Origin of the sequence: Amnibacterium endophyticum, from assembly GCF_042680685.1 — a bacterium.
GTDB lineage: Bacteria > Actinomycetota > Actinomycetes > Actinomycetales > Microbacteriaceae > Amnibacterium > Amnibacterium endophyticum.
Map to the genome: position 1 here is coordinate 65,935 of NZ_JBHUEA010000015.1, position 24,535 is coordinate 90,469.

Annotated in this window: 23 protein-coding genes, 3 tRNA genes and 1 pseudogene; 9 read left to right on the top strand and 18 right to left on the bottom strand. The window is 73.2% G+C overall.

Annotated elements, in window-relative coordinates; translation table 11 throughout:
- Positions 1 to 56: 56 nt before the first annotated feature.
- From ACFSBI_RS10690 to ACFSBI_RS10725, 8 genes are all read right to left on the bottom strand, one after another.
- On the bottom strand, positions 57 to 1,535 hold the full coding sequence (locus ACFSBI_RS10690; protein ID WP_377934764.1) for a sensor histidine kinase: 1,479 nt from the start codon (positions 1,533 to 1,535) through the stop codon (positions 57 to 59).
- A 20-nt stretch (positions 1,536 to 1,555) separates the two neighbouring features.
- Positions 1,556 to 2,317 carry a response regulator transcription factor gene (locus ACFSBI_RS10695; protein WP_377934766.1) on the bottom strand — a complete coding sequence of 254 codons (762 nt, stop codon included), beginning with the start codon at positions 2,315 to 2,317 and terminating at the stop codon, positions 1,556 to 1,558.
- A 144-nt stretch (positions 2,318 to 2,461) separates the two neighbouring features.
- Positions 2,462 to 3,154, bottom strand: coding sequence for a 50S ribosomal protein L1 (rplA, locus tag ACFSBI_RS10700; protein ID WP_377934768.1), 693 nt, complete (start codon positions 3,152 to 3,154; stop codon positions 2,462 to 2,464).
- Between the two features lie 10 nt (positions 3,155 to 3,164).
- On the bottom strand, positions 3,165 to 3,596 hold the full coding sequence (gene rplK / locus ACFSBI_RS10705; protein WP_377934770.1) for a 50S ribosomal protein L11: 432 nt from the start codon (positions 3,594 to 3,596) through the stop codon (positions 3,165 to 3,167).
- A gap of 243 nt (positions 3,597 to 3,839) precedes the next feature.
- Positions 3,840 to 4,889, bottom strand: a complete 1,050-nt coding sequence (gene nusG, locus ACFSBI_RS10710; RefSeq protein WP_377934772.1) for a transcription termination/antitermination protein NusG — start codon at positions 4,887 to 4,889, stop codon at positions 3,840 to 3,842.
- 88 nt (positions 4,890 to 4,977) lie between these two features.
- Positions 4,978 to 5,250 carry a preprotein translocase subunit SecE gene (gene secE / locus ACFSBI_RS10715; protein ID WP_377934774.1) on the bottom strand — a complete coding sequence of 91 codons (273 nt, stop codon included), beginning with the start codon at positions 5,248 to 5,250 and terminating at the stop codon, positions 4,978 to 4,980.
- A 61-nt stretch (positions 5,251 to 5,311) separates the two neighbouring features.
- Positions 5,312 to 5,384, bottom strand: a tRNA-Trp gene (locus tag ACFSBI_RS10720).
- Positions 5,385 to 5,476: 92 nt separating this feature from the next.
- Positions 5,477 to 6,247, bottom strand: a complete 771-nt coding sequence (locus tag ACFSBI_RS10725) for an SDR family NAD(P)-dependent oxidoreductase (protein WP_377934776.1) — start codon at positions 6,245 to 6,247, stop codon at positions 5,477 to 5,479.
- Between the two features lie 112 nt (positions 6,248 to 6,359).
- Here ACFSBI_RS10725 and ACFSBI_RS10730 point away from each other — a divergent pair, with 112 nt between their 5' ends.
- Entirely contained in the window at positions 6,360 to 7,565 is a 1,206-nt protein-coding gene (locus tag ACFSBI_RS10730) for a pyridoxal phosphate-dependent aminotransferase (protein ID WP_377934778.1), read from the top strand.
- 7 nt (positions 7,566 to 7,572) lie between these two features.
- Here ACFSBI_RS10730 and ACFSBI_RS10735 read toward each other — a convergent pair whose 3' ends face one another.
- Positions 7,573 to 8,394, bottom strand: coding sequence for a Cof-type HAD-IIB family hydrolase (locus ACFSBI_RS10735; protein WP_377934780.1), 822 nt, complete (start codon positions 8,392 to 8,394; stop codon positions 7,573 to 7,575).
- Between the two features lie 91 nt (positions 8,395 to 8,485).
- A complete protein-coding gene (locus tag ACFSBI_RS10740; RefSeq protein ID WP_377934782.1) occupies positions 8,486 to 9,736 on the bottom strand; it encodes a polysaccharide pyruvyl transferase family protein in 1,251 nt (416 codons plus the stop codon).
- Positions 9,737 to 9,917: 181 nt separating this feature from the next.
- On the opposite strand from ACFSBI_RS10740, the gene ACFSBI_RS10745 reads away from it, so the two are divergent.
- On the top strand, positions 9,918 to 10,952 hold the full coding sequence (locus tag ACFSBI_RS10745; RefSeq protein WP_377934784.1) for an aldo/keto reductase: 1,035 nt from the start codon (positions 9,918 to 9,920) through the stop codon (positions 10,950 to 10,952).
- A gap of 10 nt (positions 10,953 to 10,962) precedes the next feature.
- On the opposite strand, the gene ACFSBI_RS10750 is transcribed toward ACFSBI_RS10745, so the two are convergent.
- The gene (locus ACFSBI_RS10750; RefSeq protein WP_377934786.1) at positions 10,963 to 12,234 is read right to left on the bottom strand and encodes an MFS transporter; all 1,272 of its coding nucleotides are present in this window, start codon (positions 12,232 to 12,234) and stop codon (positions 10,963 to 10,965) included.
- Between the two features lie 67 nt (positions 12,235 to 12,301).
- Between ACFSBI_RS10750 and ACFSBI_RS10755 the strand changes: the two genes are divergently transcribed.
- A complete protein-coding gene (locus tag ACFSBI_RS10755) occupies positions 12,302 to 12,859 on the top strand; it encodes a hypothetical protein (RefSeq protein WP_377934788.1) in 558 nt (185 codons plus the stop codon).
- Here the strand turns inward: ACFSBI_RS10755 and ACFSBI_RS10760 are convergent.
- Positions 12,827 to 14,131, bottom strand: a complete 1,305-nt coding sequence (locus ACFSBI_RS10760; protein WP_377934790.1) for a serine/threonine-protein kinase — start codon at positions 14,129 to 14,131, stop codon at positions 12,827 to 12,829. The two genes, ACFSBI_RS10755 and ACFSBI_RS10760, sit on opposite strands and share 33 nt — an antisense overlap.
- A gap of 129 nt (positions 14,132 to 14,260) precedes the next feature.
- Here ACFSBI_RS10760 and ACFSBI_RS10765 point away from each other — a divergent pair, with 129 nt between their 5' ends.
- Positions 14,261 to 15,127 (top strand): bacteriorhodopsin, encoded by an 867-nt coding sequence (locus tag ACFSBI_RS10765; RefSeq protein ID WP_377934791.1) that lies wholly within the window; start codon positions 14,261 to 14,263, stop codon positions 15,125 to 15,127.
- 55 nt (positions 15,128 to 15,182) lie between these two features.
- On the opposite strand, the gene ACFSBI_RS10770 is transcribed toward ACFSBI_RS10765, so the two are convergent.
- From ACFSBI_RS10770 to ACFSBI_RS10780, 3 genes are read right to left on the bottom strand one after another with little or no spacing between them, the layout of a single operon-like run.
- Positions 15,183 to 16,397 (bottom strand): UDP-N-acetylmuramate dehydrogenase, encoded by a 1,215-nt coding sequence (locus tag ACFSBI_RS10770; RefSeq protein ID WP_377934793.1) that lies wholly within the window; start codon positions 16,395 to 16,397, stop codon positions 15,183 to 15,185.
- Between the two features lie 19 nt (positions 16,398 to 16,416).
- On the bottom strand, positions 16,417 to 16,833 hold the full coding sequence (locus ACFSBI_RS10775; RefSeq protein WP_377934795.1) for a MaoC/PaaZ C-terminal domain-containing protein: 417 nt from the start codon (positions 16,831 to 16,833) through the stop codon (positions 16,417 to 16,419).
- Positions 16,830 to 17,276: an FAS1-like dehydratase domain-containing protein gene (locus tag ACFSBI_RS10780; RefSeq protein ID WP_377934797.1), complete on the bottom strand. Its 447-nt coding sequence runs from the start codon at positions 17,274 to 17,276 to the stop codon at positions 16,830 to 16,832. The genes ACFSBI_RS10775 and ACFSBI_RS10780 overlap by 4 nt, the downstream gene beginning before the upstream one ends.
- 68 nt (positions 17,277 to 17,344) lie before the next feature.
- Here ACFSBI_RS10780 and ACFSBI_RS10785 point away from each other — a divergent pair, with 68 nt between their 5' ends.
- The 5 genes from ACFSBI_RS10785 (at position 17,345) to ACFSBI_RS10805 (ending at position 21,747) form a co-directional block, all read left to right on the top strand.
- Entirely contained in the window at positions 17,345 to 18,217 is an 873-nt protein-coding gene (locus ACFSBI_RS10785) for an aldo/keto reductase (protein WP_377934799.1), read from the top strand.
- Between the two features lie 579 nt (positions 18,218 to 18,796).
- Positions 18,797 to 18,868 (top strand) — tRNA-Thr (locus ACFSBI_RS10790).
- 39 nt (positions 18,869 to 18,907) lie between these two features.
- A tRNA-Met gene (locus ACFSBI_RS10795) sits at positions 18,908 to 18,981 on the top strand.
- 176 nt (positions 18,982 to 19,157) lie between these two features.
- The gene (locus ACFSBI_RS10800) at positions 19,158 to 20,114 is read left to right on the top strand and encodes a hypothetical protein (protein ID WP_377934801.1); all 957 of its coding nucleotides are present in this window, start codon (positions 19,158 to 19,160) and stop codon (positions 20,112 to 20,114) included.
- 205 nt (positions 20,115 to 20,319) lie between these two features.
- Positions 20,320 to 21,747 carry a hypothetical protein gene (locus ACFSBI_RS10805; protein ID WP_377934811.1) on the top strand — a complete coding sequence of 476 codons (1,428 nt, stop codon included), beginning with the start codon at positions 20,320 to 20,322 and terminating at the stop codon, positions 21,745 to 21,747.
- Between the two features lie 99 nt (positions 21,748 to 21,846).
- Here ACFSBI_RS10805 and ACFSBI_RS10810 read toward each other — a convergent pair.
- The 3 genes and pseudogenes from ACFSBI_RS10810 to ACFSBI_RS10820 all read right to left on the bottom strand — a co-directional run.
- A pseudogene (locus ACFSBI_RS10810) lies at positions 21,847 to 23,160 on the bottom strand (protein kinase domain-containing protein); the annotation flags it as partial.
- Positions 23,161 to 23,263: 103 nt separating this feature from the next.
- A complete protein-coding gene (locus ACFSBI_RS10815; protein WP_377934803.1) occupies positions 23,264 to 23,548 on the bottom strand; it encodes a hypothetical protein in 285 nt (94 codons plus the stop codon).
- A gap of 42 nt (positions 23,549 to 23,590) precedes the next feature.
- Positions 23,591 to 24,430: an inositol monophosphatase family protein gene (locus ACFSBI_RS10820; RefSeq protein WP_377934805.1), complete on the bottom strand. Its 840-nt coding sequence runs from the start codon at positions 24,428 to 24,430 to the stop codon at positions 23,591 to 23,593.
- Between the last annotated feature and the right edge of the window lie 105 nt (positions 24,431 to 24,535).

Sequence of the window (24,535 nt, forward strand, 5' to 3'; positions counted from 1 at the left end):
TTTCATCTTGTAGGCAGATCTCGGGCTGGGCCCGAGATCTGCCTACAAGATGAAACTCACGCGGGCTGGGGGAGCTTCGCGGGCTGCTCGACCGGCAGCTGCACCGTGAAGACCGTGAGCCCCGGCTCGCTCGCGACGGACACGGTGCCGTGGTGCGCCTGCACCACCGCGCTCACGATCGACAGGCCGAGGCCGGTGCTGCCCGTGGTGCGGGCGCGCGAGGAGTCGCCGCGGACGAAGCGGCCGAAGAGCTGCGGCCGCAGCTGCTCGGGGATGCCCGGCCCGTCGTCCCGCACGCGCGCGAGCACGTGGCCGTCGCGGGGCGCCGACAGCTCGACGGCGACGCGTGTCCCGGCCGGGGTGTGCACCCTGGCGTTCGCCAGCAGGTTCGTGAACACCTGCTGCAGCTTGGCGGCGTCGCCGCGGACGATCACGGGCTCCTCGGGCAGGTCGAGGTCCCACTCGTGGTCGCCGCCCGCGGCATGCGCGTCGCTCACGACGTCGACGAGCAGGCGGGAGAGATCGACCTCGGTCGTGTCGATCTCCCGCTCGGCGTCGAGGCGCGCGAGCAGCAGCAGGTCCTCGACCAGGCTCGTCATCCGCTGCGACTCCGATTCGATGCGGCCGATGTTGTGCTGCACGGTGTCGCTGAGGTCGCCGCCGAACCGCCGGGTGAGCTCCGCATAGCCGCGGATGGAGGCGAGCGGCGTCCGCAGCTCGTGGCTCGCGTCCGCGACGAAGTTTCGCAGCTTGTCCTCGCTGGCCTGCCGGGCCCCGAGCGCGTTCGCGACCGTGTCGAGCAGGTTGTTGAGCGCCGCCCCCACCTGCCCGACCTCGGTGTGCGGGTTCGTGTCGCCCTCGGGCACGCGCTGCGGGAGCTCGACGTCGCCGCGCTCCAGCGGCAGGGAGGCGACCTTGGACGCGACGCCCGCGACCCGCCGGAGCGGTCGGAGCGCCCGCCCGATGATCGCCGCCGCGAGGAGCCCCGACAGCACGATGGCGAGCAGCACGACCACGGCGATCGGCAGCAGCACCGCCGCGGTCCGCGCGTTCAGGATGGACAGCGGCTTCCCGACGTACACCGCGTTGTCCGTGCCCTGGACGACCTGTGCGGCGAACCGGTAGGTGCCGAGCCCGGGGAGGAACACGTCTCTGATGACGCCGCCCGGCCGTCGAGCGTCGTCGAGGTCGATGCCGTTCACGAGCGCCCGGAACTCGGCCGCCGTGAGCGGCTGCGAGTTTTGCGTCATCGAACCGGTCGGTCGGTAGTGGTAGCCCTGGGCGAAGCCGCTCGCGGGCACCGAGATGGCGATGATGCTGTCCGAGCGCTCGAGGTACGGGTTCCTGCCCTGCAGCACCTCGACCAGGTCCTCGGGAGAACGGACGAGGCTCTGGATGTCCTGGTTGAACTGAGATCCGAGCGAGTTGCGCACCACGAGCGAGACCACGCCGCCGATGAGGATGCTGGTGACGGCGACCAGCATCACGGTGAGCCCGATCAGCCGCCCGCGCAGGGTCCAGTTCGAGAAGCGCATCCGCGGTGGACCGAAGCGGTCTACTCCGCCGACTTCAGCATGTAGCCGGCGCCGCGGACCGTGTGGATCATCGGCTTGCGGCCCGCGTCGATCTTGCGGCGGAGGTAGGAGATGTAGATCTCAACAACGCTCGACTTGCCGCCGAAGTCGTAGTTCCAGACCCGGTCGAGGATCTGCGTCTTCGAGAGGACGCGCCGCGGGTTCCGCATCAGGTAGCGCAGCAGCTCGAACTCGGTCGCGGTCAGCTCGATCTGGTCGTCGCCGCGCGAGACCTCGTGGCTGTCCTCGTCGAGCACCAGGTCGCCGACGACGAGGCGGGGGTCCTCCTCCTCGCTCGCGGTGAGCATGGAGCGCCGGATGAGCCCGCGGAGCCGCGCCACGAGCTCCTCGAGGCTGAAGGGCTTCGTGACGTAGTCGTCGCCGCCGGCGGTCAGGCCGTTGATCCGGTCCTCGAGCGAGTCCTTGGCGGTGAGGAAGAGCACCGCCGTCTGCTGGCCGTCCGCGCGGACGCGGGACAGCACCTGCATCCCGTCGATGTCGGGCAGCATCATGTCGAGCACGATGGCGTCGGGGCGGAACTCGCGGGCGAGCGTCAGCGCGTGACGGCCGTCCGCGGCGGTCTTCACCTCCCACCCCTCGTACCGCAGCGCCATCTGCAGCAGGTCGGTCAGCGTGGGCTCGTCGTCGACGACGAGGACGCGGATCGGGCTGCCGTCCGGGTGCTTCAGCTTCGGGCGGCTCTGGGGAGACGCATCGGCGGCGGCGGGGCGGGTGAGCGACATGACTCCACGGAACCCCAGATTCCTATGAGTCGCCCGAGACACGCTGATGGGAAGACTGGGAGGCGCCGATCAATTCGGCTCCGCCGATGGAACGACGGAGGGCCGGGAGGATCGCTCCTCCCGGCCCTCGATCGAACGCCTCGGTCAGGCGAGCGTCGCGACGTCCAGCGGGATGCCGGGGCCGAAGGTCGTCGAGACCGACGCCTTCTGGATGTAGCGGCCCTTCGCGGCGGACGGCTTGAGGCGGTTGACCTCGTCCACCGCCGCCTTGAAGTTCTCCGACAGCGCCTGCTCGGAGAAGCCCGCCTTGCCGACGACGAGGTGCACGTTGCTGTGCTTGTCCGTGCGGAACTCGATGCGGCCGCCCTTGATCTCCGACACGGCCTGGGCCGCGTTCGGGGTCACGGTGCCGGTGCGCGGGTTCGGCATGAGGCCGCGCGGGCCGAGCACGCGGCCGAGGCGGCCGACCTTGCCCATCATGTCCGGCGTCGCGACCGCGGCGTCGAAGTCGGTCCAGCCGCCCGCGACGCGGGCGATCAGCTCGTCGCCGCCGACCTCGTCCGCGCCCGCGGCGATCGCGGCCTCGGCCGCGGCGCCGATCGCGAACACAATCACGCGCTGCGTCTTGCCGGTGCCGTGCGGCAGCGACACGGTGCCGCGGACGATCTGGTCCGCCTTGCGCACGTCCACGCCCAGCTTGAGGGCGACCTCGACGGTGGAGTCGAACTTCTTCGAGCCCGTCTCCTTCGCGAGGTTCAGGGCCTCGTCGGCCGTGTAGAAGCGGCCGTCCTCGATCTTCGCGGCGGCCTCGCGGTACGCCCTGCTCTTCTGCGCCATGTCCCGCCTCCTACTGCTCGACCGTGATGCCCATGGACCGGGCGGTGCCGGCGATGATCTTCGCGGCCGCCTCCAGGTCGTTGGCGTTCAGGTCCGGCTGCTTGGTCTGCGCGATCTCGCGCACCTGGTCGCGGGTGAGGCGACCGACCTTGTCCGACTGCGGCGTGGACGAGCCCTTGCCGACGCCCGCGGCCTTCTTAATCAGCTCCGCGGCGGGCGGGGTCTTCAGGACGAACGTGAACGTCCGGTCCTCGTAGACGGTGATCTCGACGGGGATCACGTTGCCGCGCTGCGACTCCGTGGCGGCGTTGTACGCCTTGCAGAACTCCATGATGTTGACGCCGTGCTGACCGAGCGCGGGCCCGATCGGGGGCGCCGGGTTGGCGGCGCCCGCCTTGATCTGGAGCTTGATCAGGCCGGTCACCTTCTTCTGGCGAGCCATAGCTGTCTCCTTGCATGTCGAAGCCGCGGGCGGATGCCCGGCGGCTGCTCCCAGCGCCGGGCCCGATGCCCGGCGTGGTGGTGGCCGTGAAGGCCGACGGACGAGTCTACGCGCCCGACGAGGCGGGTGCGGCCGAAGCCGCACGTTCCTTACGGACCCGGTCCGTCAGCCATGACCGGCGCGCGCCTCAGCGCGCCGGTACGGCACAGGCTTCGATCCGCCCGCGGATCGAAGACCATGGACTCAGAGCTTGGTGACCTGGTCGAACGACAGCTCGACGGGGGTCTCGCGCTCGAAGAGGCTGACGAGCACGGTGAGCTTGCCGCTCTCCGGCTTGATCTCGCTGATCGTGCCGGGCAGACCCGCGAACGAGCCCTCCTTGATCGTGATCGTCTCGCCGGCCTCGAAGTCGACCTCGGCCGGGATCGCGGTGCGCGTCGCGCCGCCGCCCGTGCCGCGCGCCGCCTTCGCCCCGGCGCCCGCGCCGGCCTTCACCGGCGCCTCGGCGACCTGGACGGTGCTCTTCAGCATCTCGAACGCCTCGTTGAAGCGCAGCGGCGTCGGGTTGTGCGCGTTGCCGACGAACCCGGTGACGCCCGGCGTGTGGCGCACGAGCGACCACGACTCCTCGTTCAGGTCCATCCGGACGAGCACGTAGCCGGGAATCCGCACGCGGTTGACCAGCTTGCGCTGGCCGTTCTTGATCTCGACCACGTCCTCCATCGGGACCTGGACCTCGTAGACCGCGTCCTCCTGCGCCAGCGTGGTCTTGCGCTGCTCGATGTTCTGCTTGACGCGCTTCTCGAAGCCCGCGTAGCTGTGGATCACGTACCACTTGCCGAGCTTGCCGCGCAGCTCCATCCGGAACGCCTCGTACGGGTCGACGTCCTCGTCGAGCTCCTCCTCGGCCACGTCGGACGCGATGCCCTCCGCGACCCCCTGGCCGTCGCCGGCCGCCGCGGCGTCCGCGAACGCCTCGTCGCCCTCGTCATCGGTGGCCTCGGCGGCCGCCTCGACGTCGCCGCGCTCGTGGACCTCGAGCGCCTCGTCGACCACGTGGTCGGCAGCCGGGTCGGCAGCCTCCTCGATGGCGTCGAGCCGCTCCTGCTCGTCGTCCTGCTCGTCGTCGACGACGTTCAGCCGCTCGTCCTCGGTCGCCGTCTCGAGCTGCTCCGCGCGGCTCGGCAGGTGGGAGTCGTCGGCGAGGGCCAGCTCGGGGTCGCCCTCGTCGGCGCCGGCGTTCTGCTCGTACTCCGGCTCGAGGTCCAGCTCGTCGCGGTGGGACTTGGCCATGGTGTTGCGGTTTCCTTCCACGTCTGTCGTGGGTGCGGCGCGGGACGAGGTCTCGCCCTGGTGGTGATGCGCGCCGGGAGGCGGTGGGTCAGCTGCCGCCGCCGAAGACGAACGCGACCAGGAAGCCGAACGCGAGGTCCAGCAGGTACACGATCGCCATCATGACGACGACGAAGCCGAGCACGACGCCCGTGTAGGTCACGAGCTCGCGCCAGGTCGGGGTGACGACCTTCTTCAGCTCTGCGACGACCTGCCGCAGGAAGAGCGCGATGCGGGAGAAGGGGTTGCGTCGCGCCTGCCGCTCGAGCTTCGCGACGGCGACGACGTCCTCGCCGGGCTCGTCGAGCGTCCTGCGCGCCATCGCTGCCCCTTCCTTCCTCACGCGTGCTTCCGCGACCGGCTGGATGTCGATCAGCGCTGTGCAGGGCGGACAGGACTCGAACCTGCAACCTGCGGTTTTGGAGACCGCTGCTCTACCAATTGAGCCACCGCCCTAGGCCCGTCGGGGACGTGCGCGTGCACCGCGCCCACCGATCGGCGCCTGCGAGTGTAGCAGCGGCCCCCGCCGGACCGCGGGCGGCGGCCGGTCAGAGCCCGACGCTGCCCTGCATGATGCCGCCGTCCACCACCACGGTCGTCGAGGTCATGTACGAGGAGCGGCCGGAGGCGAGGAACACGACGACGTCGGCGATGTCGTCCGGCTTGGCCAGCTTCCGCAGCGGGATCGCGTCCTGCAGCTTGCCCAGCTTGTCCTTGTTGCTCGTCGTGGACTCGTTGATGGGCGTGTCGACCGCGCCGGGCGCGATGTTCACCATCCGCACGCCGTGCGGGCCGAGCTCGACGCCGGCCGTGCGGGTGAGCATCCGCATGCCGCCCTTGCTGACGCAGTAGGCGATGTTCCCGGGCATCGGCCAGTCCTCGTGCACGGACGAGATGTTGAGGATGAGCCCTCCGTCGCCCTGGTCGATGAACCGCTTGGCCGCGGCCTGCGAGGCGAAGAAGGCGCTCTTCATGTTGATCGCCATGACCTTGTCGTAGTCCTCCTCGGTCGTGTCGAGGAGGGACTGCCGCGTCTCGATCCCGGCGTTGTTGACCAGGACGTCGAGCCGCCCGAACTCGTCGACGGCCTTCTGCATCATCCGGTGCAGGTCGTCGGCCTTCGAGATGTCGGCCTCGACGCCCACGGCCTTGCCGCCCGCGTCGCGCACCTGCTGGAGCAGCTGCTCCGTCTGGTCCTCGTGCGCCACCCAGTCGACGACGACGCTCGCGCCCTCGGCGGCCATGGCCAGCACGATCGCCTTGCCGATGCCGCTGTTCCCGCCCGTCACCACGACCGACTTCCCGTCGAGCGAACCCACGACCGCCTCTTCTCCCCGCCGGTGCGGCGGACTCGTCCCCGCGCTCCGCGGACCGGCGCGCACGAGAAGCGTCCTCAGCCCGGCTGGACGCCCGCCGGTAGGCTCCCGTGCCGTGGCACGCACCGCTCCCGGCCCGATCTCCCCGCGCATCGGCGCGATCGCCGAGTCGGCGACGCTCAAGGTCGACTCGAAGGCGAAGGCCATGAAGGCGGCGGGCCGGCCGGTCGTCAGCTACGCGGCGGGCGAGCCCGACTTCGACACCCCGGCGCACATCGTCGAGGCGGCGGAGCGCGCCGCCCGCGACCCGCGCAACCACCACTACACCCCGGCGCCCGGGCTGCCCGAGCTGCGCGAGGCGATCGCGGCGAAGACGGCGCGCGACAGCGGCCTCGAGGTCGCCCCGTCCCAGGTGATCGTCACGAACGGCGGCAAGCACGCGGTCTACCAGACCGTGCAGACCCTGGTCGGCGAGGGCGACGAGGTCCTGATCCCGGCGCCCTACTGGGTGACCTACCCGGAGGTCGTGAAGCTGGCCGGCGGCGTCCCGGTCGAGGTGTTCGCCGGCGCCGACCAGGAGTACAAGGTCACGGTCGAGCAGCTGGAGGCCGCTCGGACCCCGCGCACGAAGCTGCTGATCTTCGTGTCGCCCTCGAACCCCACGGGCGCCGTGCACTCCCCCGAGGAGACGAAGGCGATCGGCGAGTGGGCGCTGGAGCACGGCGTCTGGGTGATGACCGACGAGATCTACCGGAACCTCGTCTACGGCGACGCGCGCGCCGTGTCCATCGTGGAGGCGGTGCCGGAGCTCGCGGAGCAGACCGTGCTCGTCGACGGCGTCGCGAAGACCTACGCGATGACAGGCTGGCGCGTCGGCTGGATGGTGGGACCCGCCGCCGCGATCAAGGGCGCGAACGACCTGCAGTCGCACCTGTCGTCGAACGTGAACAACGTGGCGCAGCGCGCGGCGATCGCGGCGCTGACCGGCCCGACCGAGCCGATCGAGGCGATGCGGCGCGCGTTCGAGCGGCGCCGCTCCGCGATCGTCGACGGCCTGAACGCCATCGACGGCTTCCGCACGCCGACGCCGCAGGGCGCCTTCTACGTCTACCCCGACGTCACCGCGCTGCTCGGCCGCGAGTGGGGCGGCGTCACGCCGTCGACGACCCTCGAGCTCGCCGACCTGCTGCTCGAGCAGCTGGAGGTCGCGACGGTCCCCGGCGAGGCGTTCGGCCCGTCCGGCTACCTGCGCCTCAGCTACGCGCTCGGCGACGACGCCCTCGCGGAGGGCGTCGAGCGCCTCGCCCGCTTCTTCGGCTGAGCCTGGCTCAACCGGCGCGGTGCCCGCCGGCTGGATCGAGGTCGGCGACGAGTCGCTCGACCACGACGGCCACGCCGTCCTCGTCGTTCGAGCGGGTGACCTCGTCGGCGACGGCGCGCACCCGCGGGTGGGCGTTCGCCACGGCGACGCCGAAGCCCGCCCACTCGAGCATCGGCAGGTCGTTCAGCATGTCGCCGAAGGCCACGACGTCCTCCCGTGCGATGCCGAAGCGCGCGGCGACCTGGGCCAGGGCCGCCGACTTGGTGACCCCGGGGGCGGCGAGCTCGACCAGCGCGCCCTCCCCGGACACGCTCGCGACCAGCGCGCCGTCGAGGGCGGTGGTCACGCGCTCCAGCAGCTCGTCGCGGGGCAGCGTCTCGTGGCGGGCCAGCACCTTCACGACCCCGTCGCCGAGCACCTGCTCGAGCGACCCCACCGGGCTGCCCGGCGGCGGCGCGTAGCGCGGAACGAAGCCGGTCTCGCGCCCGAAGCCGCTCAGCGACTCCCGCGCGAAGGCGATGCCGGGCACCGCCGCCCGCAGCCGGTCGGCGGCGGCGAGCACCGCCTCGCTCCGCATCGGGCTCGACTCAAGCACCCGGCCGGTGGCGAGCTCCAGCACGACCGCGCCGTTCGCGCACACGACGAGCCCGTGACCGCCGACCAGGTCGCGCAGGCCGTCCAGCCAGCGGATCGGCCGCGCGGTGACGAAGAGCACGACGGCGCCGGAGCGCTCCGCGGCGACCAGCGCATCCCGCGTGCGCGGGGAGACGGAGCCGTCGCTGCGCAGCAGGGTGCCGTCGAGATCGGTGGCGATCAGCAGCGACGGCACGTGCACGATCGAAGCACGCCGCCGTCACGAGCGGCGCCGACGCGGCGCGGACAGCGCCGCCGCGCCGCCCGTGTCCGAGCCCGACCGCGGATCAGGCGACCGCGGTCGCGGGGCGCCGCACCGGGCGCGTCAGCCGCTTGAGCACCCGGACCGGCACCGGCGCCACCTCCGGCAGCCGGCCGATCTCGCCCGGGTAGGCGGTCATCGCCGTCCGGCGGTCGAACCGCAGCGGGTCCTCGCCCTCCTCGAAGGCGTGCCGGAGGCCGTGGGCGCCGAGGAAGTCGGTGAAGCGCTCGAACCGGGGGGCGACGCCCGCGTTGAAGGCGGTGTAGTCGGCCTCGTCGTAGAGGTCGGCGGCGTCGGTGCGCCCGTTCACGCGGTGGACGGTGCGGTGCGGGATGTCGAAGTACCGCGCGAGCTCGAGGGTGCGCGAGTCGTGCGCGAGGACGTAGGCCGGGGTCCCGGCCGCGAGCGCCGCGATGTTGCCGTGGATCCTGGTGCCGAAGCTGAAGTCGAAGCCGCTCAGGTAGTCGAGCCAGGGCTTCGGGTCCGTGAAGAAGCTGGTGCGGCCGGAGGAGACGAGCGGGTGCGCGTGGTTGACCGGCATCTCGGTCCGCTCGCCGGCGTAGGCGCTGTCCTTGGCGCCGAGCTCCAGCAGCATGCCGAGGGCATCGCGGTGCTGGGCGGCGTACCGAAGGCGCGGGTAGCGCCGCGTGTGCGACTCGATCATCCCGCCGAGGCCCTTGACGTACGGGGACAGGTTCATGCTGATGCGGGAGGACCGCGTCAGGCGCTTCGCCCGCTTGGTGATCGTGAGGTCGGGACCGTTCATGAACACGGACGGGCAGCCGATGACCTCGACGTCGCGGAAGCCGAGGTGCCGCAGGTAGCGCTCGGTGTGCTCGCCGCGGACGCCGATGGTCGGGGACTTGTCGAGCACCGCCGACACGAAGCGCCGCACCGCGGGCGCGACGGGCTCGAGGCGCTCGAAGGACCCGTCGAGGTCGAGCTGCGCGCCGACGCCGAGCACGGTGACGGGCACGCGGACCCGCTCGATGAGGGACGACAGGCGGTCCAGCGCGTCCGCGTAGCTGAGGCGGAAGGCGTTCGCGAGCGGGATGACGACGTGGTCGAACTCCGCGCTGATCCGGTCCGGATCGCCCGACGACGCCTTCAGGGGATCGGTCGTGATCTGGGTGCCGCGGGTGTCCAGCAGCTTGTAGCTCGCGTTGCTGAAGAGCAGGTTGCCGACGTTGTCGCCGATCAGGTTCTGCTTGTGCACGCGACGCGGGCCGACCACGGCGAAGGGGTCCTTGTGGGCCCGGAGCAGGATGCGCGACATCGTGTCCTCCTCGTCCTTGCGGACCCGGCCGTGCACCGGATCGCGGGGCGAACGTACGGCGGGGCACGCCCCCAGTCCGGGCGACGCGCCCAAAAGCCTCAACCGGGGGTCGAAAGTCGGTGGACGGTGCTGCGCACGGCTCCTGAGGGACGCTCCCAGGGGCCGGGCGCACGCTTCGGCGATGCGATACAGGACCCTCGGGAACTCCGGCACCGTCGTCTCCGTGCAGTGCCTCGGCACCATGACCATGGGCGCGGAGTCCGACGAGGCGACCTCCGGGCAGGTGCTCGAGGCGTTCGTCGAAGGCGGCGGGACCTTCGTGGACACCGCCGACGTCTACGCGGGGACCGAGTCGGAGTCGATCATCGGGCGCTGGCTGCAGGCGCACCCGACCGAGGCCGACCAGCTGGTGATCGCCACCAAGGGCCGCTTCCCGGTCGGCCCCGGCGCGAACGACTACGGGACCTCCCGGCGGCACCTCCGCAGCGCGCTCGAGGGCAGCCTCCGCCGGCTGCAGGTCGACCACGTGGACCTGTACCAGATGCACGCGTGGGACGCCCTCACCCCGCTCGAGGAGACCCTGCGCTTCCTCGACGACGCGGTCTCGGCCGGGAAGATCGGCTCCTACGGCTTCTCCAACTACACCGGCTGGCAGCTGACGAAGGCGGTGCACGTCGCGCTCGCGCACGGGTGGGCGCCGCCCGTGACCCTGCAGCCCCAGTACAGCCTGCTGGTGCGCGGGATCGAGCACGAGATCGTGCCCGCGGCGCTCGACGCGCGCGTCGGGCTGCTGCCGTGGTCGCCGCTCGCGGGCGGCTGGCTCTCCGGCAAGTACCGGCGGGACACCGCACCGACCGGCGCGACCCGGCTCGGCGAGAACCCGGAGCGCGGCATGGAGGCCTGGGGCCCGCGGAACGAGGACGAGCGCACGTGGGCCGTCGTCGACACGGTGCGCGCGATCGCCGAGGAGGTCGGCTCGACTCCCGCCGCGGTCTCGCTCGCCTGGCTTGACGCGCAGCCGGCCGTCACGAGCACCATCATCGGCGCGCGGAACGTCGATCAGCTGCGGCAGAACCTCGCCGCCGTCGACCTCGTGCTGCCGCAGGAGGCGCTCGACCGGCTGGACGCGGCCAGCACGCCCCGGACCGAGGTGTACCCCTACGGTCCGCAGGCGGTGGCCCAGCGCCACCGCCCGGTCGTGCCCGAGCCCCGGTAGGCCGTCCGCGTCAGACGGGCGTCGCGCTCGGGGTCCCGCGGGGCAGCCGTCGTACCGCCGGCACGGCGACGACGCCCAGGGCGCAGACGAGCCCGGCGGCGCCCATCCAGAGGATCGCGGTGCCGGCGCCGAACCACTCGGCGAGGGCCCCGGCGAGGACCGCACCGATCGGCAGCGTGCCGACGCTCGTGAGGTAGTCGAAGCTCGCCACCCGCGAGAGCTCCTCCCCCGGCACGTGCTCCTGGAGGCTCGTCTCCCACAGCGAGAAGTAGGCGGTGACGCACGCGCCCGCCATGAACTCGAGCAGCGCGACCGGCCACGTGCCGAGCCCGCTGCCGATGACGAGCGCCTGGCACGAGGCGCCGATCAGGGCGATCGCCGAGACGCGGAGCGCGAAGCGGGGGCGCCAGCGCAGCAGCACCAGGTCGCCGACGAGTGCCCCGGCGCCGAACGCTGCGGTGATGACGGCCCAGCCGGCGGCACCGCCGAACCGCTCTCCCGAGAGCACGGGGCCGAGCACCGTGATCGACGGCAGGACCAGCACGGCGTAGGCGACGCCCGCCAGCAGCAGCACGACCACCCAGCGGCGGGACCGCACGCTCGCCCACCCGGCGGCGAGGTCGGCGAGGAACCGCCGTCCCCCTCCCGCCGAGCCCCGCTCCTCCCCCGCCGGCTCGGGCTGCTGCCGCGCGGGGCGCAGGAGCAGCAGCGTGACCGCGGACGCCGCGAAGGTCGCCGCGTCGAAGAGGAAGGCCCCGCCGGTGCCGACGAGCGCGATGAGCCCGCCGCCGACGACCGGCCCCGCGATCGAGCCGATGGAGAAGGTCATCCCGCGCAGCGCGTTCGCGGGCTGCAGGTGCCGCGGCGCGACGGTCGCGGGCAGCAGCCCGGTCACGGCGGGCTGGAAGAAGGCGTCCGCGGCGCCGAAGAGGAGGGCGCAGCCGACGAGCAGCGGCACGGACGCCGTCCCGGTCAGGAGCGCGACGCCGGCGACCAGCTGGACGCCCAGCCGGACGAGGTCGGACGCGAGCATCACGAGCCGCCGCTCGAAGCGGTCGGCCAGCACCCCGGCCGGCAGCGCGAGCAGCACGAACGGCACGAACTGCGCGACCGACACGACGACGACGCCTGACGCGCCGCCCCCGATCCCGAGGACCGCGAAGGGGATCACGAGCATCGTCACCCGGTCGCCCAGCACCGAGAGCAGCTGCCCCGTGAACAGCAGCCGGAACTGCGGCTCCTCGCGCAGGACCGCCGGCACGATCGCGCGGGAGGTCGGCACGTCCGGGGAGCGTAGCGACGAGCCGAGCGGGTGAGCGGTCACCCGTACTCAGGGAGCGTCGATCCCCGTGGTCCATGATCCTGTGCTCATGGTCTTCCTGCTCTCCGCGCTCGTCGTGCTCGGCGTGCTCAGCGCGGTCGCGGGGCTCGTCGTGGTCCGCCGCGTGATGGGCGGGATCGACGAGGACGCCGACCCGGGTGACGAGGTCGGTCTGGTCCGGCTGCGGGCCCAGGTCGCGACCGGCTCCGAGCAGACGCTCGTCGCCCTGGTGCGCGAGCTGCAGGTGCAGCGCGGCGCCGACGGCGTCGGGTACGGCGAGCTCTACGTCGACGCGGATGCGGACGGGCTCGTGGTGCGCACCATGTCGGTGCTCGACCGCGGGCTGGTGGCGCCGCTCACCCTCCGCCCCGGGGCGCACTGCACCGACGTCACCTACGCCATCGTGCAGCTGCCGCAGGACGAGGCCCTCCACCAGGTCGCGCTCCAGTTCGAGGCGAGGCTCATCTCCGCGCTGCGGCGCATCGACGCGGATTCCCAGGTGCGGCTCGCCGGCACCACCATGCGCGACCTCACGGACGGCGTCTGGGCCCCGTCAGCGGCTCAGGAGCGCGCGGCGCGTCGCTGACCGCAGCTCCAGCACCTGCCCGGCGAGGTACGCCACGTCCTCGAGCAGCCGCTGCTGCTGACCATCGCGAGCGGGCCGCACGACCGCCAGCGTCCCGAGGCGCTCCCCGCGGCTGTCGACCACCGGCGCGAGGGCGACGGCCTCGTCGTCCGCCGCGCATGAGGCGCCGTGCAGGCCGTGCTCGGCGACGAGCGCGACCGCTGCCTCGCGCTCCAGCCCGTGCCAGGCATGCAGCACCGGGCCCCCGTCCTCCGTCACGATCAGCAGGGACGCCTCGGCGGCCGTCGCCCGGGCCGCGAGCTCGACCGCCCGGGTGAGCGCGGGCATCCGAGCGTCCGGGCCGATCGTGCGCAGCGACGGCAGCGTGACCGGCCGCTGCTCGTCCTCGTCCCCGTCGTCCGCCGGCTCGCGATCGGGTGCCTCGGTGCTGCCTCCGCGCTCGATCGACCGGAACGCTGTCCTCGCGCGATCGAGGCTCCACCGCTCGGCCGGGTCGCGGTGCGTCATGCCCCGCAGCACCTCGGCGAGCGGCTCGGGCACGTCGTCGGGGATGACCGGGTCCTGGTCGAGCCGTGAGAACGCCGACTCGACGACGCCGCCGGGGAACGCGATGCGGCCCGTCGCGGTCTCGAGCAGCACGAGGCCGAGCGCATAGACGTCGGACGGCTCCTGCAGCACGCCGCCCTCGACCTGCTCGGGGCTGAGGTAGGCCGCCGTCCCGACCGTGAACTCGCCCTGCTGGACGCGGCCCTGCAGCACCGCTGCGATGCCGAAGTCCGCGAGCTTCGGCACGAGCTCGCCGTCGGGCCCGATCCGCAGCAGCACGTTCGAGGGCTTGATGTCGCAGTGCAGGACGCCGGCCCGGTGCACGAAGAGCAGGGCCGCGGACAGGGCGGCCCCGAGCTCGGCGACCTGCCGCACCGACGCCCGCTGGAAGCGCAGCCACTGCGCGAGGTCGGGCCCGTCCACGTACTCCATGACGAGGAAGAGCCGCTGCTCCGCCCCCGGCTCCCCCCGCTCGGCCGAGACGTCGAAGATCGTGACGAGGTTCGGGTGCGCGGAGCGCGCGAGCAGCTGCGCCTCCCGCTCCTGCTCGAGCAGCACCTCCGGCGTGGCGGCCCGCTGGGTGAACACCTTGACCGCGACCTCGCGCTGCAGCCGCAGGTCCTTCGCCTGCAGGACGACGGCGGCGCCGCCGCGCCCGATGACGCGGGAGACCTGGTAGCGGGAGGGGAGACGGACGTCGAAGGCGGGACGAGCGGACGAGCTCATGGCTCCCGGAGCAGGTTCAGCACCTGAGCAGTATCCCCGCTCCGAACCTCCTCCGCACGTCCGGTCCGTACACTCGTCGCCGCCGATCGTCGCCCGGGCGGTCCGGTGGAGCTGAAGGACGACCACCGCATGACCGTGCAGCCCCCCTGGACGGCGACGCTGTCGAACGCAGAGCACAACCTGATCCTCTTCGGCCTCGTCGCGACCGCGCTCGCCCTCACCGCCACCCTCGTGCGGATCCGGTTCGCCAGCGCGGAGTCCCACGGCGTCTACCGCACCGCGAGCCTCACGGCGAACTCGGTCGTCGCGATCGCCGCGGCGTCCTACGTCGCCCTCATCGTCGCCTTCCTGCTCGGCTACACGGAGCAGGGCGGCGTGTGGGTGCCGAACGCGGTCGCACAGCTCGCGTGGTCGATCCGCTACATGGACTGGTGCGTGACCGTGCCGCTGCTCGTGGTCGAGCTGATCGCGGTGAGCAGCCTCGACGACCGGGCCGCGCGGATCGCACGCACCGTCGGCATCGGTCTCGCCCTCGCGATGATCGTCAGCGGCTACCTGGGCGGCATCGTGATCGCGGACGGGCGCGAGTTCACCGCCATCGCCACGGCGGGCGGCGTCGGCGCCCTCTGCTTCGTCGGGCTGTACGCGATCGTGCTGCTCACGCTGCAGCGGAGCGCGCCGCGCATGCCGTCCCAGGCACGGCCCGCGTACCAGGGCGCCGTCATGCTGCTGCTCGTCGTCTGGCTCGTCTACCCGATCGTGTACGGCCTCCAGGGCGCGACCTCGGGCGGCGCGTGGGCGGTCACCGGTCAGCTGCTGCTCTGCGGCGCGGACACGATCGCGAAGATCGGCTTCGGCAGCCTCATCCACCGCGCGGCGGTGCTGCGGTCGCGCGCCGACGAGAGCAACAACCCGAGCAGCACCCGTCCGCGGCTGCCCGAGGCGGACGCCATCTGGGTGGACCAGGACGACGTGCTGGACGCTCCGCGCCGCTGAGCCGGATCGGTCCGCGTGCGCCGCGCGGGCGTCCCGCGCGACGCGCGCCCCGGGGTCAGAGCGCCGCGCCCACCAGGTCCGGCTCGGGGTGCAGCAGCACGCCGAACTCGATCTGCACCAGGTTGCGGATGTAGCGGGCGAGCTCGAGCACCTGGTCCGCGGTCGCTCCGCCGCCGCCCACGATCGCGAGCGTGTGCTTGCTCGAGACGTGCGCCGGGGAGCCCGGGAGCCGGAAGCCGCGGTGGATGCCCGCGTGTTCGATGAGCCACGCGGCGGAGAGCTTGACCTGCGGCTCCTCGCCGCGCTGCTGCCGCGGCGGCAGCGCGGCACCGAGCGGCACGACGACGTCGGGCTCGTCCGCCGAGGTCGGCCACCGGGGCGCGTCTCGCGGCAGCGTTCGGGCGAAGCGCTCGCTCACGATCGGGTTCGTGAAGAACGAGCCGCAGCTGACCGACTCGGGGTCGTCCGGGTCGACGACCATGCCCTTCCGCGCGCGCAGCTGCAGCACGGACTCCCGCAGCGCCGCGATCGGCACTCGGCTGTTCAGCGGCACGCCGAGGGCGTCCGCCAGCTGCTGGTACGCGACCGGGGCGCTCTGGGGTGCGGGATCGCGGGCGTCCCGGTGCAGCAGCAGGTCGATGGACAGCACGACCCCCTCCAGCCCCTGCTTGAAGACGCTGGTGCGGTAGCCGAGCCGCAGCGCGGACGCGGGCATGCGCCTGATCTCACCGAGGTCCCGGTCGAGGAACTCGACGGACGCGAGGGTCGCCGCGAGCTCCTGGCCGTAGGCGCCGATGTTCTGGATGGGCGCCGCGCCGCACGAGCCCGGGACGCCCGAGAGCGCCTCGATGCCGCTCCACCCCTGCCGGACCGCCTCGGCGCAGAGGTCGTCCCAGGACTCGCCGGCCTGCACCCGGACCCGCACCGGCTCCCGCTGCTGCGGGGGCCGCAGGGACCGCTCGAGCGAGCGGAGGCGGTCGGCGTCGCTCGCCGGCACGCCGGTGCCGGCGTGCTCCGGGTCGGGGAGGCGCTCGATCCCCCGCGTCGCGATCCGCAGCACCGTGCCGTCGAAGCCGTCGTCGCCGAACACCACGTTCGACCCGCCCCCGAGGACGTAGAGCGGCTCGTCGTCCGCCCACGCCGCCGTCGCGGCGTCGACGACCTCCTCGCGGGTCGTCGCCGTGACCACGCGCCGGGCGGGACCGCCCACGCGCATCGTCGTGAGCCCCGCGAGCCGCACGTCCTCCTCCGCGTCCGGCACCGTGGTCATGCCCGGGACTCCGCGCGCATCACGCCCCCGGGTCCAGCGCGACGACCGCCTGCGCGCGGCCGAGCACGGTGGCGCCGGCGACGCGGGCGGTCAGGTCGATGCGCGCCTCTCCGGCCTGCTCGTCGATGCGCGCGACCTTCGCCTCCACCGTCAGCTCCACGTCGCCCTCCGGCGGCACCGGGACCGGGCGGGTGAAGCGCACCTGGACGTCGCGGATCGCGGCCGTGCCGAAGCGGTCGACGACCGGCTGCACCGCGAGCCCCATCGTCAGCATCCCGTGGGCGAGCACGCCGGGCAGCCCGACGGAGGTCGCGACGTCGTCGCGGTAGTGGATCGGGTTGAAGTCGCCGGAGGCGCCCGCGTACCGCACCAGCGCGTCCCGGTCGATCCGGTAGGCCCCCGTCGCGACGACGGACCCGACCTCGAGGCCGGTCACGCGTCGCCCCGGACGACGAGCGTCGAGATCGCGGTCACGACCTCCTCGTCCCGCTCGTCGCGGACCACGGTGCGCGAGGTGACCATGGCGTTGCCGCCGAGCGTCTTCACGTCGCTGATGGTCATCCGCGCGGTCAGCAGGTCACCCGCCACGATGGGGCGGCTCGCCACGAACCGCTGGTCCCCGTGCACGACCTTCGCGAAGTCGACGCCGGCGGTCGCGTCGGAGAGCAGCTGCCGCAGGGTGAGGTCCTGGACGACGACGGCGAAGGTCGGCGGGGCGACGACGTCCGGGTGCCCGGCGGCGCGCGCCGCCTCGACGTCGAGGCTCAGCGGATCGGTCGAGCCGACCGCGCGCGCGAACTCCCGCACCTTCTCGCGGCCGACCAGGTACGGCTCCGTGTCGGGGTACTCCCGGCCGAGCAGGTCGGCGGCGACTGGCATGCGTGGATCGTAGTCGCGTCGGGGCATGCGCTCAGGCTCGGCGCCCGGCGTGCGCGTTGACTTGCGGCATGCCAACCGACACCCTCCCCACCCGCATCATCGGCTCGCGCACGGTCAGCGCGATCGGCCTCGGCGCGATGCCGCTGTCGATCGAGGGCCGCCCCGACGAGCCGCGCGGGATCGCGACGATCCACGCGGCGCTCGACGCCGGGATCACCCTGATCGACACCGCCGACGCGTACCACCTCTTCGAGGGCGAGGTCGGGCACAACGAGCGCCTGATCGCCGAGGCGCTCGCGACGTACGAGGGCGACGCGTCCCAGGTGCTCGTCGCGACGAAGGGCGGGCACCTGCGCCCCGGCGACGGGTCCTGGACGCAGGACGGCAGCGCCGGCCACCTGATCGCGGCCGCGGAGGCGTCGCGAGCGGCGCTCGGCGTCGAGTCGATCGGCCTCTACCAGTTCCACCGGCCGGACCCGCACGTGCAGTACGCCGACTCGATCAACGCGCTGAAGCACCTGCTCGACGACGGCACCATCCTGATGGCGGGCCTGTCGAACGTGACGGTCGAGCAGATCGACCAGGCGATGGCGCTGCTCGACGGGCGCGTGGTGTCGGTGCAGAACCGCTTCTCCCCCGGCTGGCGCGACTCCATGGACGAGCTGCGGCACTGCGCCGACCTCGGCATCGCCTTCCTGCCGTACAGCCCGCTGGGCGGCATCGGGGCGGCGGCCGGTCTCGGCGGCGAGAACGCGGTGTTCCAGCAGATCGCGGACGAGCGGTCGGTCAGCCCGCAGCGCGTCGCGCTCGCGTGGGAGCTGGCGCTGGCGCCCGTCGTGATCCCCATCCCGGGCTCGTCCCGGCCGGAGACCATCGAGGACTCAGCGAAGGCGGCGACCTTCGAGCTGAGCGAGGAGGAGATGGCGCGGCTGAACGGCTGACGCCCTGCGCGCCCCCGTGCGGCGCGCAGGTGCAGATGCGGTGCCGCGTGCGACCGCATCTGCACCTGCGGACCGCACGACCGCGCTCCGGACATGCGAGAGGCCCCCGCGATCGGGAATCGCGGGGGCCTCTCTCTGACCGCGGTCAGGAGCCGATCGGGATGCGGCTCACTGGCAGCTGTCGCACTGCAGCAGATCCATCGGGTCGACCGGGATCGCGTAGCCGTCGATGCTCTCCGTGTTGAAGTCCATTGACGCTCCTGTCTGCTCGTGCCGCCGACCTTCCCCAGTCGACGGCGGGTGCCTTCTCCCGGCTTCCCCACCGGGTGGAACCACCATATACCGGGGCACCCGGCGACTCCAGCCCCTAGATGTTGTGTCGCCGTACTGGCAGCGAATGCCCTGGTTCGAGGCCGAACCGGCCGATCCAGGCGGCGTGTCGGCGCCGCTCGAGCGCCGCCGCGGAGCATCTCACGGGCCTCCGACGGCGCAGCGGCGACGGGAGGGACACGGAAGGGGCGCCCGGGACGGGGATGCTAGGCTCGTCGTCGCTTCCGGCCCCCGAGGGGCTCGGACTGCGCCCCGATAGCTCAGTGGTAGAGCATCTCCATGGTAAGGAGAAGGTCAAGAGTTCAATCCTCTTTCGGGGCTCGGACACTCCGGTCGGCTCGGCCGCAGGAGCCGTCCTGCGGCGGGGTAGCTCAGGTGGTTAGAGCACACGGCTCATAATCGTGGTGTCGCGGGTTCAAGTCCCGCCCCCGCTACTTCCGGCCCGGATCTCCCTGGAGATCCGGGCCTTCTGCATCTGCGGCGACGTCATCGGCCGCTGTTCACGCCCCGTCGCGGATGCACGCCGGTTCGCGCACCGCGGTCGCGCCGCCCTCGTCGCAAATGGTCTCCTTCCGCATCCTGTGCGCGGTCGATGAGCAAGGAGACAGCCGTGAGGAAGTCGGCGGGACTGGTCCAGCAGCGCTGGACCGGGCAGCAGGATCTGGCGGAGCTGCAGCGCCACATGCGGTGCGAGGCGCCCGACCCCGCGCGGTTCCGCGCCGAGGTGCGCGCCTGCTCGGCCGCGGGTACCGAGGTCAGCGAATGGCGGTCGACCGAGCTGCGCGGCCTGCTCGACGGCCGCGCAGGGGACGGCGACCTCGCGCTCGTCCTCGTCGCGAACGGATCGGTCGCCTGGCGCTCGGCGCAGCAGCACTGGACGGGCGAGGCCGGGCGGATGCAGGTGCTCCGCGGCGACGAGCCCGTGCACTGGACCATCGCCCACGGCAGCAGGCTGCTCCGCATCCGCCTCGAGGCGGACCACCTGCCGCAGCACCTCCGCGGCGCGCGGATCCTGACCGGACCCGTGCCGGAGACGGGGGTGGCCCGAGCGCTGACGGCCGCGCTGCTGCAGACCGTGGGCGCCATCAGCAGCGCACCCGGAGTCGCCGCCCACGTCTGCCGCGGGGTGCACTCCCTCGCGCTCGCCGTCCTCGAGGACCTCGTCCCCGCCGATGAGCGCCTCGGCGAGCAGGACCTGCGGAGCCGGATCGTCGCGCACATCGACCGCAACCTCGCCGACCGCGACCTGAACCCCGGCTCGATCGCCGACGCGTTCTCGGTCAGCCTCCGCTGGGTGCACAGCGCCTTCAACACCAGCGAGGACTCGCTCGCCCGCTACATCCGCAGGCGGCGGGTCGACGCCGTCGCCGCCGTCCTCACCCGGGAGCGGCACGTGCCCCGGCTCAGCGCCCTCGCGCTCGACCACGGCTTCTCGGGCCGGGAGCAGCTCGCGCGCAGCTTCCGCGCCCGCTACGGCATCACCGTCGCGGCGTACGCCGCGCTCGTGCTCGACGGCCTGCCGCTGCCGGCTCCGCTCGACGAGGGCCGCTGCGACAGCGTCGCCTGAGCGCAGCGAGCGGCCCGACGCCGCACGCCCCCTCGTCGAGGGAGCCGCCGCGCCCTGCGGCACCCCCCGATGGAGGAAGTCGCGCGCATCCCGTGCAGGCGGACGCGGACGTTCCGCGCACGCCCCTTCTCGGGCGGACCGCGGGTTCAGCACGATGCGGTCACCGCCTGAGGGGATCGGCGGAAATGGTTTCTGGGGGGACACCATGGACAATCGGATCACGCGGCGTGCCGCCGCATGCGGCGGCACGCTCGCCGTCGTCCTCGTGGCCGGGGCGCTCGTCGCGCCCGCGGCGAACGCGAGCAGCCTGCTCGGCGGGACGACGGCCGCGCTCACCGGGACGACGACCGCCGTGCTCGGCGGCACGACGACCGCGGTCACCGGCACGACCACCGCGGTCACCGGCACGACCACCGCGCTCACCGGCACGACCACCGCGCTCACCGGCGCGACGAGCACGCTCACGAGCGCCACGGGCACGAGCAGCAGCACCGGGCTCGTCCCGACGCTGACCAGCGCCGTGACCGATCTGACCGGCACCTCGGGCGCCTCGGGCACGGGCGTCGTCCCGGTGGTCGTCGACACCGCCGGCGACCTGCTCGGCGGCACCGGCACCGGCACCGGCGGCAGCGGCAGCGGCAGTGGTGTCGTCCCGGTCGTCGTCGACACCGCCGGCGACCTGCTCGGCGGCACCGGCACGAGCGGCAACGGCTCGACGGGCTCCACCGGTTCCAGCAGCGGCGGCATCGGGGTGACCGTCGGCTCGAACGGCGCAGGAGGGTCGCTCGCATCGGTCGGCATCGGCGGCTCCGGGGCCAGCACCAGCACCAGCACCAGCACCAGCACCAGCACCACGAAGGGGTCCTCCGGGGCGAACGGCGCCGCCGGCGCCGCCGGCTCGGTCGGCGGATCCGGCTCGAGCGGCTCGAGCGGTTCGACGAGCACGTCGGCGAAGCCGGGCAGCGGCACCGCCGTCGCCCCCTCCGTCGTCCTGCTGCAGCTGGACGTGCAGCGCTCCGCGGCCACCATCTACCCGGTGAAGGACGGCTACCGCGACTCGGTGGCCTTCGCGCTCGACGGGCTGACCTCGAACGACCGCCCGGACGCCATCACCGGGACCGCCGTGCTGAAGAAGGGCTCGAAGACGGTGAAGCGCTGGCGCATCGTCCGCAGCGACCAGGTCCTGACCTGGAACGGCCGGATCGGTTCGAAGATCAAGCCCGGCACCTACCGCTTCAAGGCCGCCGCGCTCGACGGGGACGGGCACGCGCTCAGCGCCGTCAGCACGGTGAAGGTCTCGGGCAAGCGGCTCGTGGCGACGACCAAGCGGCTGAAGTCGAACGCGATCAGCGGCACCCACACGATGGCGGCGGCGCCGCGCGCCGGCCTCTCCAAGGGGCGCGTCACCCTGCGGATCCGCACCATCGCCTCCGGGGTGAAGGGCACGCAGAAGCTGATCTTCCAGCGCGGCTCGCGCAAGCTCACCGTCGTCGTCCGCAACGGCACGCACCTGTCGCGCGCCTTCGTCGTGCCGAAGTCCTTCACCAAGTACTCGATCAAGCACACGTGGAAGAAGGGCGAGGTGAAGCTGAAGTCGATCCGCTACACCTACTCCTACCAGGCGCTCCGCTAGCGCCCACTCCGACGGCTGACGCCGGGCACCCGCCCGGCGTCTGCCGTCGAACTGCGCCGCCCGGCCGACCGCGCGCAGCTCCAGCTCGCGCATCGCCACGGCGGCCAGGTCGACCAGGCCCCGCAGCTCGTCGTCCGTGAAGACCCGGACGTCGTCGGTGAGGACCGCGAGGACGCCGATGGCGTGGCCGTCGGCGCTCACGAGCGGCGCGGAGGCGTACGAGCGCAGCTCGGGCCGCTGCACGAGCAGCGGGTGGGCGGCCGACCGCGGGTCGTCGCGCAGGTCCTCGATCACGTGCACGCCGCCCGAGGACACCGATTCGTGCGCGAACCCCGCACTCCGGCCCACCTGCGGCACCGTCGCGCCCTCGGCCGCCTTCGCCCACTCGCGCTCCGCGTCCGCGATCGACACGGTGGCCACGGCGGCGCCCATCAGCTGCCGGGCGAGCCGCGCGACGCGGTCGATGGCCTCGTCCGGGCCCGGGTCCTGCACCGTGAAGCGCCGCACCGCCGCGAGCCGCCCGGCCTCGTCGTCGGCGAGCAGGTCGCGGTCCACGCGGCGGGCCTGCACGAGCCCCTGCACGTACGCGTCCTGCAGGGCGACGGCCGCCTCCCCCGGCTTCGGCCGCGCCGCGGGCTCCCTGGCGGTCATCGCCCGCAGCACGCGGCCGAGCGGCGCCGGGAGCGAGTCCGGCACGTCCGGGTCGCGCTCGAGCCGCGCGTAGGCGGACTCCTCGACCGAGCCCGGGAAGGCGACGCGTCCCGTCAGCGCCTCCAGGAGGACGAGCCCGAGGGCGTAGACGTCCGACGCCGGCCCCGGGTCCTCGCCGTCCACCTGCTCCGGGCTCAGGTACGCGGCGGTGCCGTTCGTGAACTCGGCGTCGTCCGGCGCGCCGATGATGCTCGAGATCCCGAAGTCGGTCAGCTTCCCGCGGATCCGGGTGGAGGGTCCTCGCGAGGTCAGCAGGACGTTCGCCGGCTTCACGTCCCGGTGCAGGAAGCCGTGCTCGTGCACCGCCTCGAGCCCCTGCGCGAGATCCGAGCCGAGGTTCATCACCTGCGCCGGCGTCAGCGCGCCCTCCCGCAGGCGGACGCGGAGGTCGGCGCCCTTCACCCGCTCCATGACGAGGAAGATCCGCGGGTGCTCGGGGTCGGAGAGGTCCGCCCCCGCGTCGAAGAGCGTGGTGAGCGCGTAGTGGTCGAGCGACGCGACGAGCCGCGCCTCCGCCTCCTGCAGGCGCAGGTCGTCGACGGTGTCGGCCGTCGCGGTGAAGAGCTTCACCGCGACCGTGCGCCCGAGCAGCGGGTCCCTCGCCTCGTGCACGACGGCGCGCGCCCCGCGCCCGATCACGTCGCCCAGCCGGTAGCGACCGGCGAGCACCCGGGCCGGGGCGGCGGGGTCGCGGTCGGTCATGGCGGGCTCCGGTCGGCGCGACGGACCGTGCACCCGCCGCGGTCCGGAATGGTGCCACAGCCGCGCGTCCGTCAGCGATGCGCTGCCCCGGACGCCGGGGGCGTCAGGCGGGCGGGCGGTCGTCCGTGCGGCCGGGATCCAGGTGCGGCATCCGCACCTCCCCCGGGTCGACGTCGACGTCGCCGTCGTCCGTGTAGTCGCCGGTGCCGGGCAGCACCTTCACGGCATCGCGGTCGACGTCGGGGTCGGCCAGCGCCGGGCTGCCCTGCTGGTCCTCCTGCAGCTGCTCGGTCTCGCGCTCGCCGGAGGGGCTGTAGTCCTCGTCCATGCGGTCCTCGGGGTCGACGCCCGGGGCGGACTGGATCGGGTCGTGCGGGTCGCGGCTCATGGTCCCGAACGCTAGGCGGGCGCCCCGGGCGGGACCTGCGCGTCAGGCGCCGAGCTCGGCGAGCAGGTCCCGCAGCTCCTCGACGACGGGCGCGGCGCCCGCGAGCACCATCCGGGAGGAGGGACGCTCGTCGGCGAGACCGGTGACCACGCCGCCGGCCTCGCGCACGAGGAGCGCGCCGGCCGCCTGGTCCCAGGGGTTCAGCCCCTGCTCGAAGTAGGCGTCCGTGCGGCCGGCCGCCACGTAGGCGAGGTCGATCGCGGCGCCGCCGGCCCGGCGCAGGTCGCGCACGCGGGCGAGCAGCGGCCCGGCGACCCGGGCCTGGTTCGAGCGGATCTCCTGCGTGTAGTGGAAGCCGGTCGACACGAGCGCGCGATCGAGCGCGACCGGCTCGCGCACCTGCAGCGGCCGGTCGTGCAGGTGCGCGCCGCCGCCCGCCGACGCCGTGTAGAGGTCCCCGAGCGCAGGAGCGGCCACCGCACCCGCGAGGGCGGTCCAGGTCGACGGATCGGGGTCGCCCTCCACGACGGCGACGGACACCGACCAGTTCGGCAGGTCGTACAGGTAGTTCACGGTCCCGTCGATCGGGTCCACCACCCAGGTGAGCCCGCTGGTCCCCGAGGCGCCGCCGGACTCCTCGCCCAGGAACCCGTCGTCCGGTCGCAGCTCGGCGAGGCGCCCGCGGATCAGGTCCTCGGCCGCGCGATCGGCCCGCGTGACGATGTCGATCGGCGAGGACTTCGTCGCCGCGACCTCCACCCCCTCCCGCCGCAGGCGCGCCGCGAGCGCACCGGCCTCCTCCGCGACGGAGCGGGCGATGCGCAGCAGGTCGTCGTTCGGCACCGCTCCAGCCTGCCGCACCGCGTCTCCGGGCTGCAGCACAGGTGACTCCGATGGGCTCTGGTGCGATTCGAGGGAGCACCCGCTCCCGCCCGGGGAGGTCGACGTGGTCGCGCAACGGCGTCGCGCGCGCGCCGCGGCGGGGCG

What these genes read in the sequence shown, in the direction of transcription:
- ACFSBI_RS10805 (WP_377934811.1), top strand. Translation starts at nt 20,320, where the DNA reads ATGGACAATCGGATCACGCGGCGTGCCGCCGCATGCGGCGGCACGCTC.
- ACFSBI_RS10815 (WP_377934803.1), bottom strand. Translation starts at nt 23,548, where the DNA reads ATGAGCCGCGACCCGCACGACCCGATCCAGTCCGCCCCGGGCGTCGAC.
- ACFSBI_RS10745 (WP_377934784.1), top strand. Translation starts at nt 9,918, where the DNA reads ATGCGATACAGGACCCTCGGGAACTCCGGCACCGTCGTCTCCGTGCAG.
- nusG (WP_377934772.1), bottom strand. Translation starts at nt 4,889, where the DNA reads ATGGCCAAGTCCCACCGCGACGAGCTGGACCTCGAGCCGGAGTACGAG.
- ACFSBI_RS10770 (WP_377934793.1), bottom strand. Translation starts at nt 16,397, where the DNA reads ATGACCACGGTGCCGGACGCGGAGGAGGACGTGCGGCTCGCGGGGCTC.
- rplA (WP_377934768.1), bottom strand. Translation starts at nt 3,154, where the DNA reads ATGGCGCAGAAGAGCAGGGCGTACCGCGAGGCCGCCGCGAAGATCGAG.
- ACFSBI_RS10765 (WP_377934791.1), top strand. Translation starts at nt 14,261, where the DNA reads ATGACCGTGCAGCCCCCCTGGACGGCGACGCTGTCGAACGCAGAGCAC.
- ACFSBI_RS10695 (WP_377934766.1), bottom strand. Translation starts at nt 2,317, where the DNA reads ATGTCGCTCACCCGCCCCGCCGCCGCCGATGCGTCTCCCCAGAGCCGC.
- ACFSBI_RS10780 (WP_377934797.1), bottom strand. Translation starts at nt 17,276, where the DNA reads ATGCCAGTCGCCGCCGACCTGCTCGGCCGGGAGTACCCCGACACGGAG.
- ACFSBI_RS10690 (WP_377934764.1), bottom strand. Translation starts at nt 1,535, where the DNA reads ATGCGCTTCTCGAACTGGACCCTGCGCGGGCGGCTGATCGGGCTCACC.
- secE (WP_377934774.1), bottom strand. Translation starts at nt 5,250, where the DNA reads ATGGCGCGCAGGACGCTCGACGAGCCCGGCGAGGACGTCGTCGCCGTC.
- ACFSBI_RS10760 (WP_377934790.1), bottom strand. Translation starts at nt 14,131, where the DNA reads ATGAGCTCGTCCGCTCGTCCCGCCTTCGACGTCCGTCTCCCCTCCCGC.
- ACFSBI_RS10785 (WP_377934799.1), top strand. Translation starts at nt 17,345, where the DNA reads ATGCCAACCGACACCCTCCCCACCCGCATCATCGGCTCGCGCACGGTC.
- ACFSBI_RS10740 (WP_377934782.1), bottom strand. Translation starts at nt 9,736, where the DNA reads ATGTCGCGCATCCTGCTCCGGGCCCACAAGGACCCCTTCGCCGTGGTC.
- rplK (WP_377934770.1), bottom strand. Translation starts at nt 3,596, where the DNA reads ATGGCTCGCCAGAAGAAGGTGACCGGCCTGATCAAGCTCCAGATCAAG.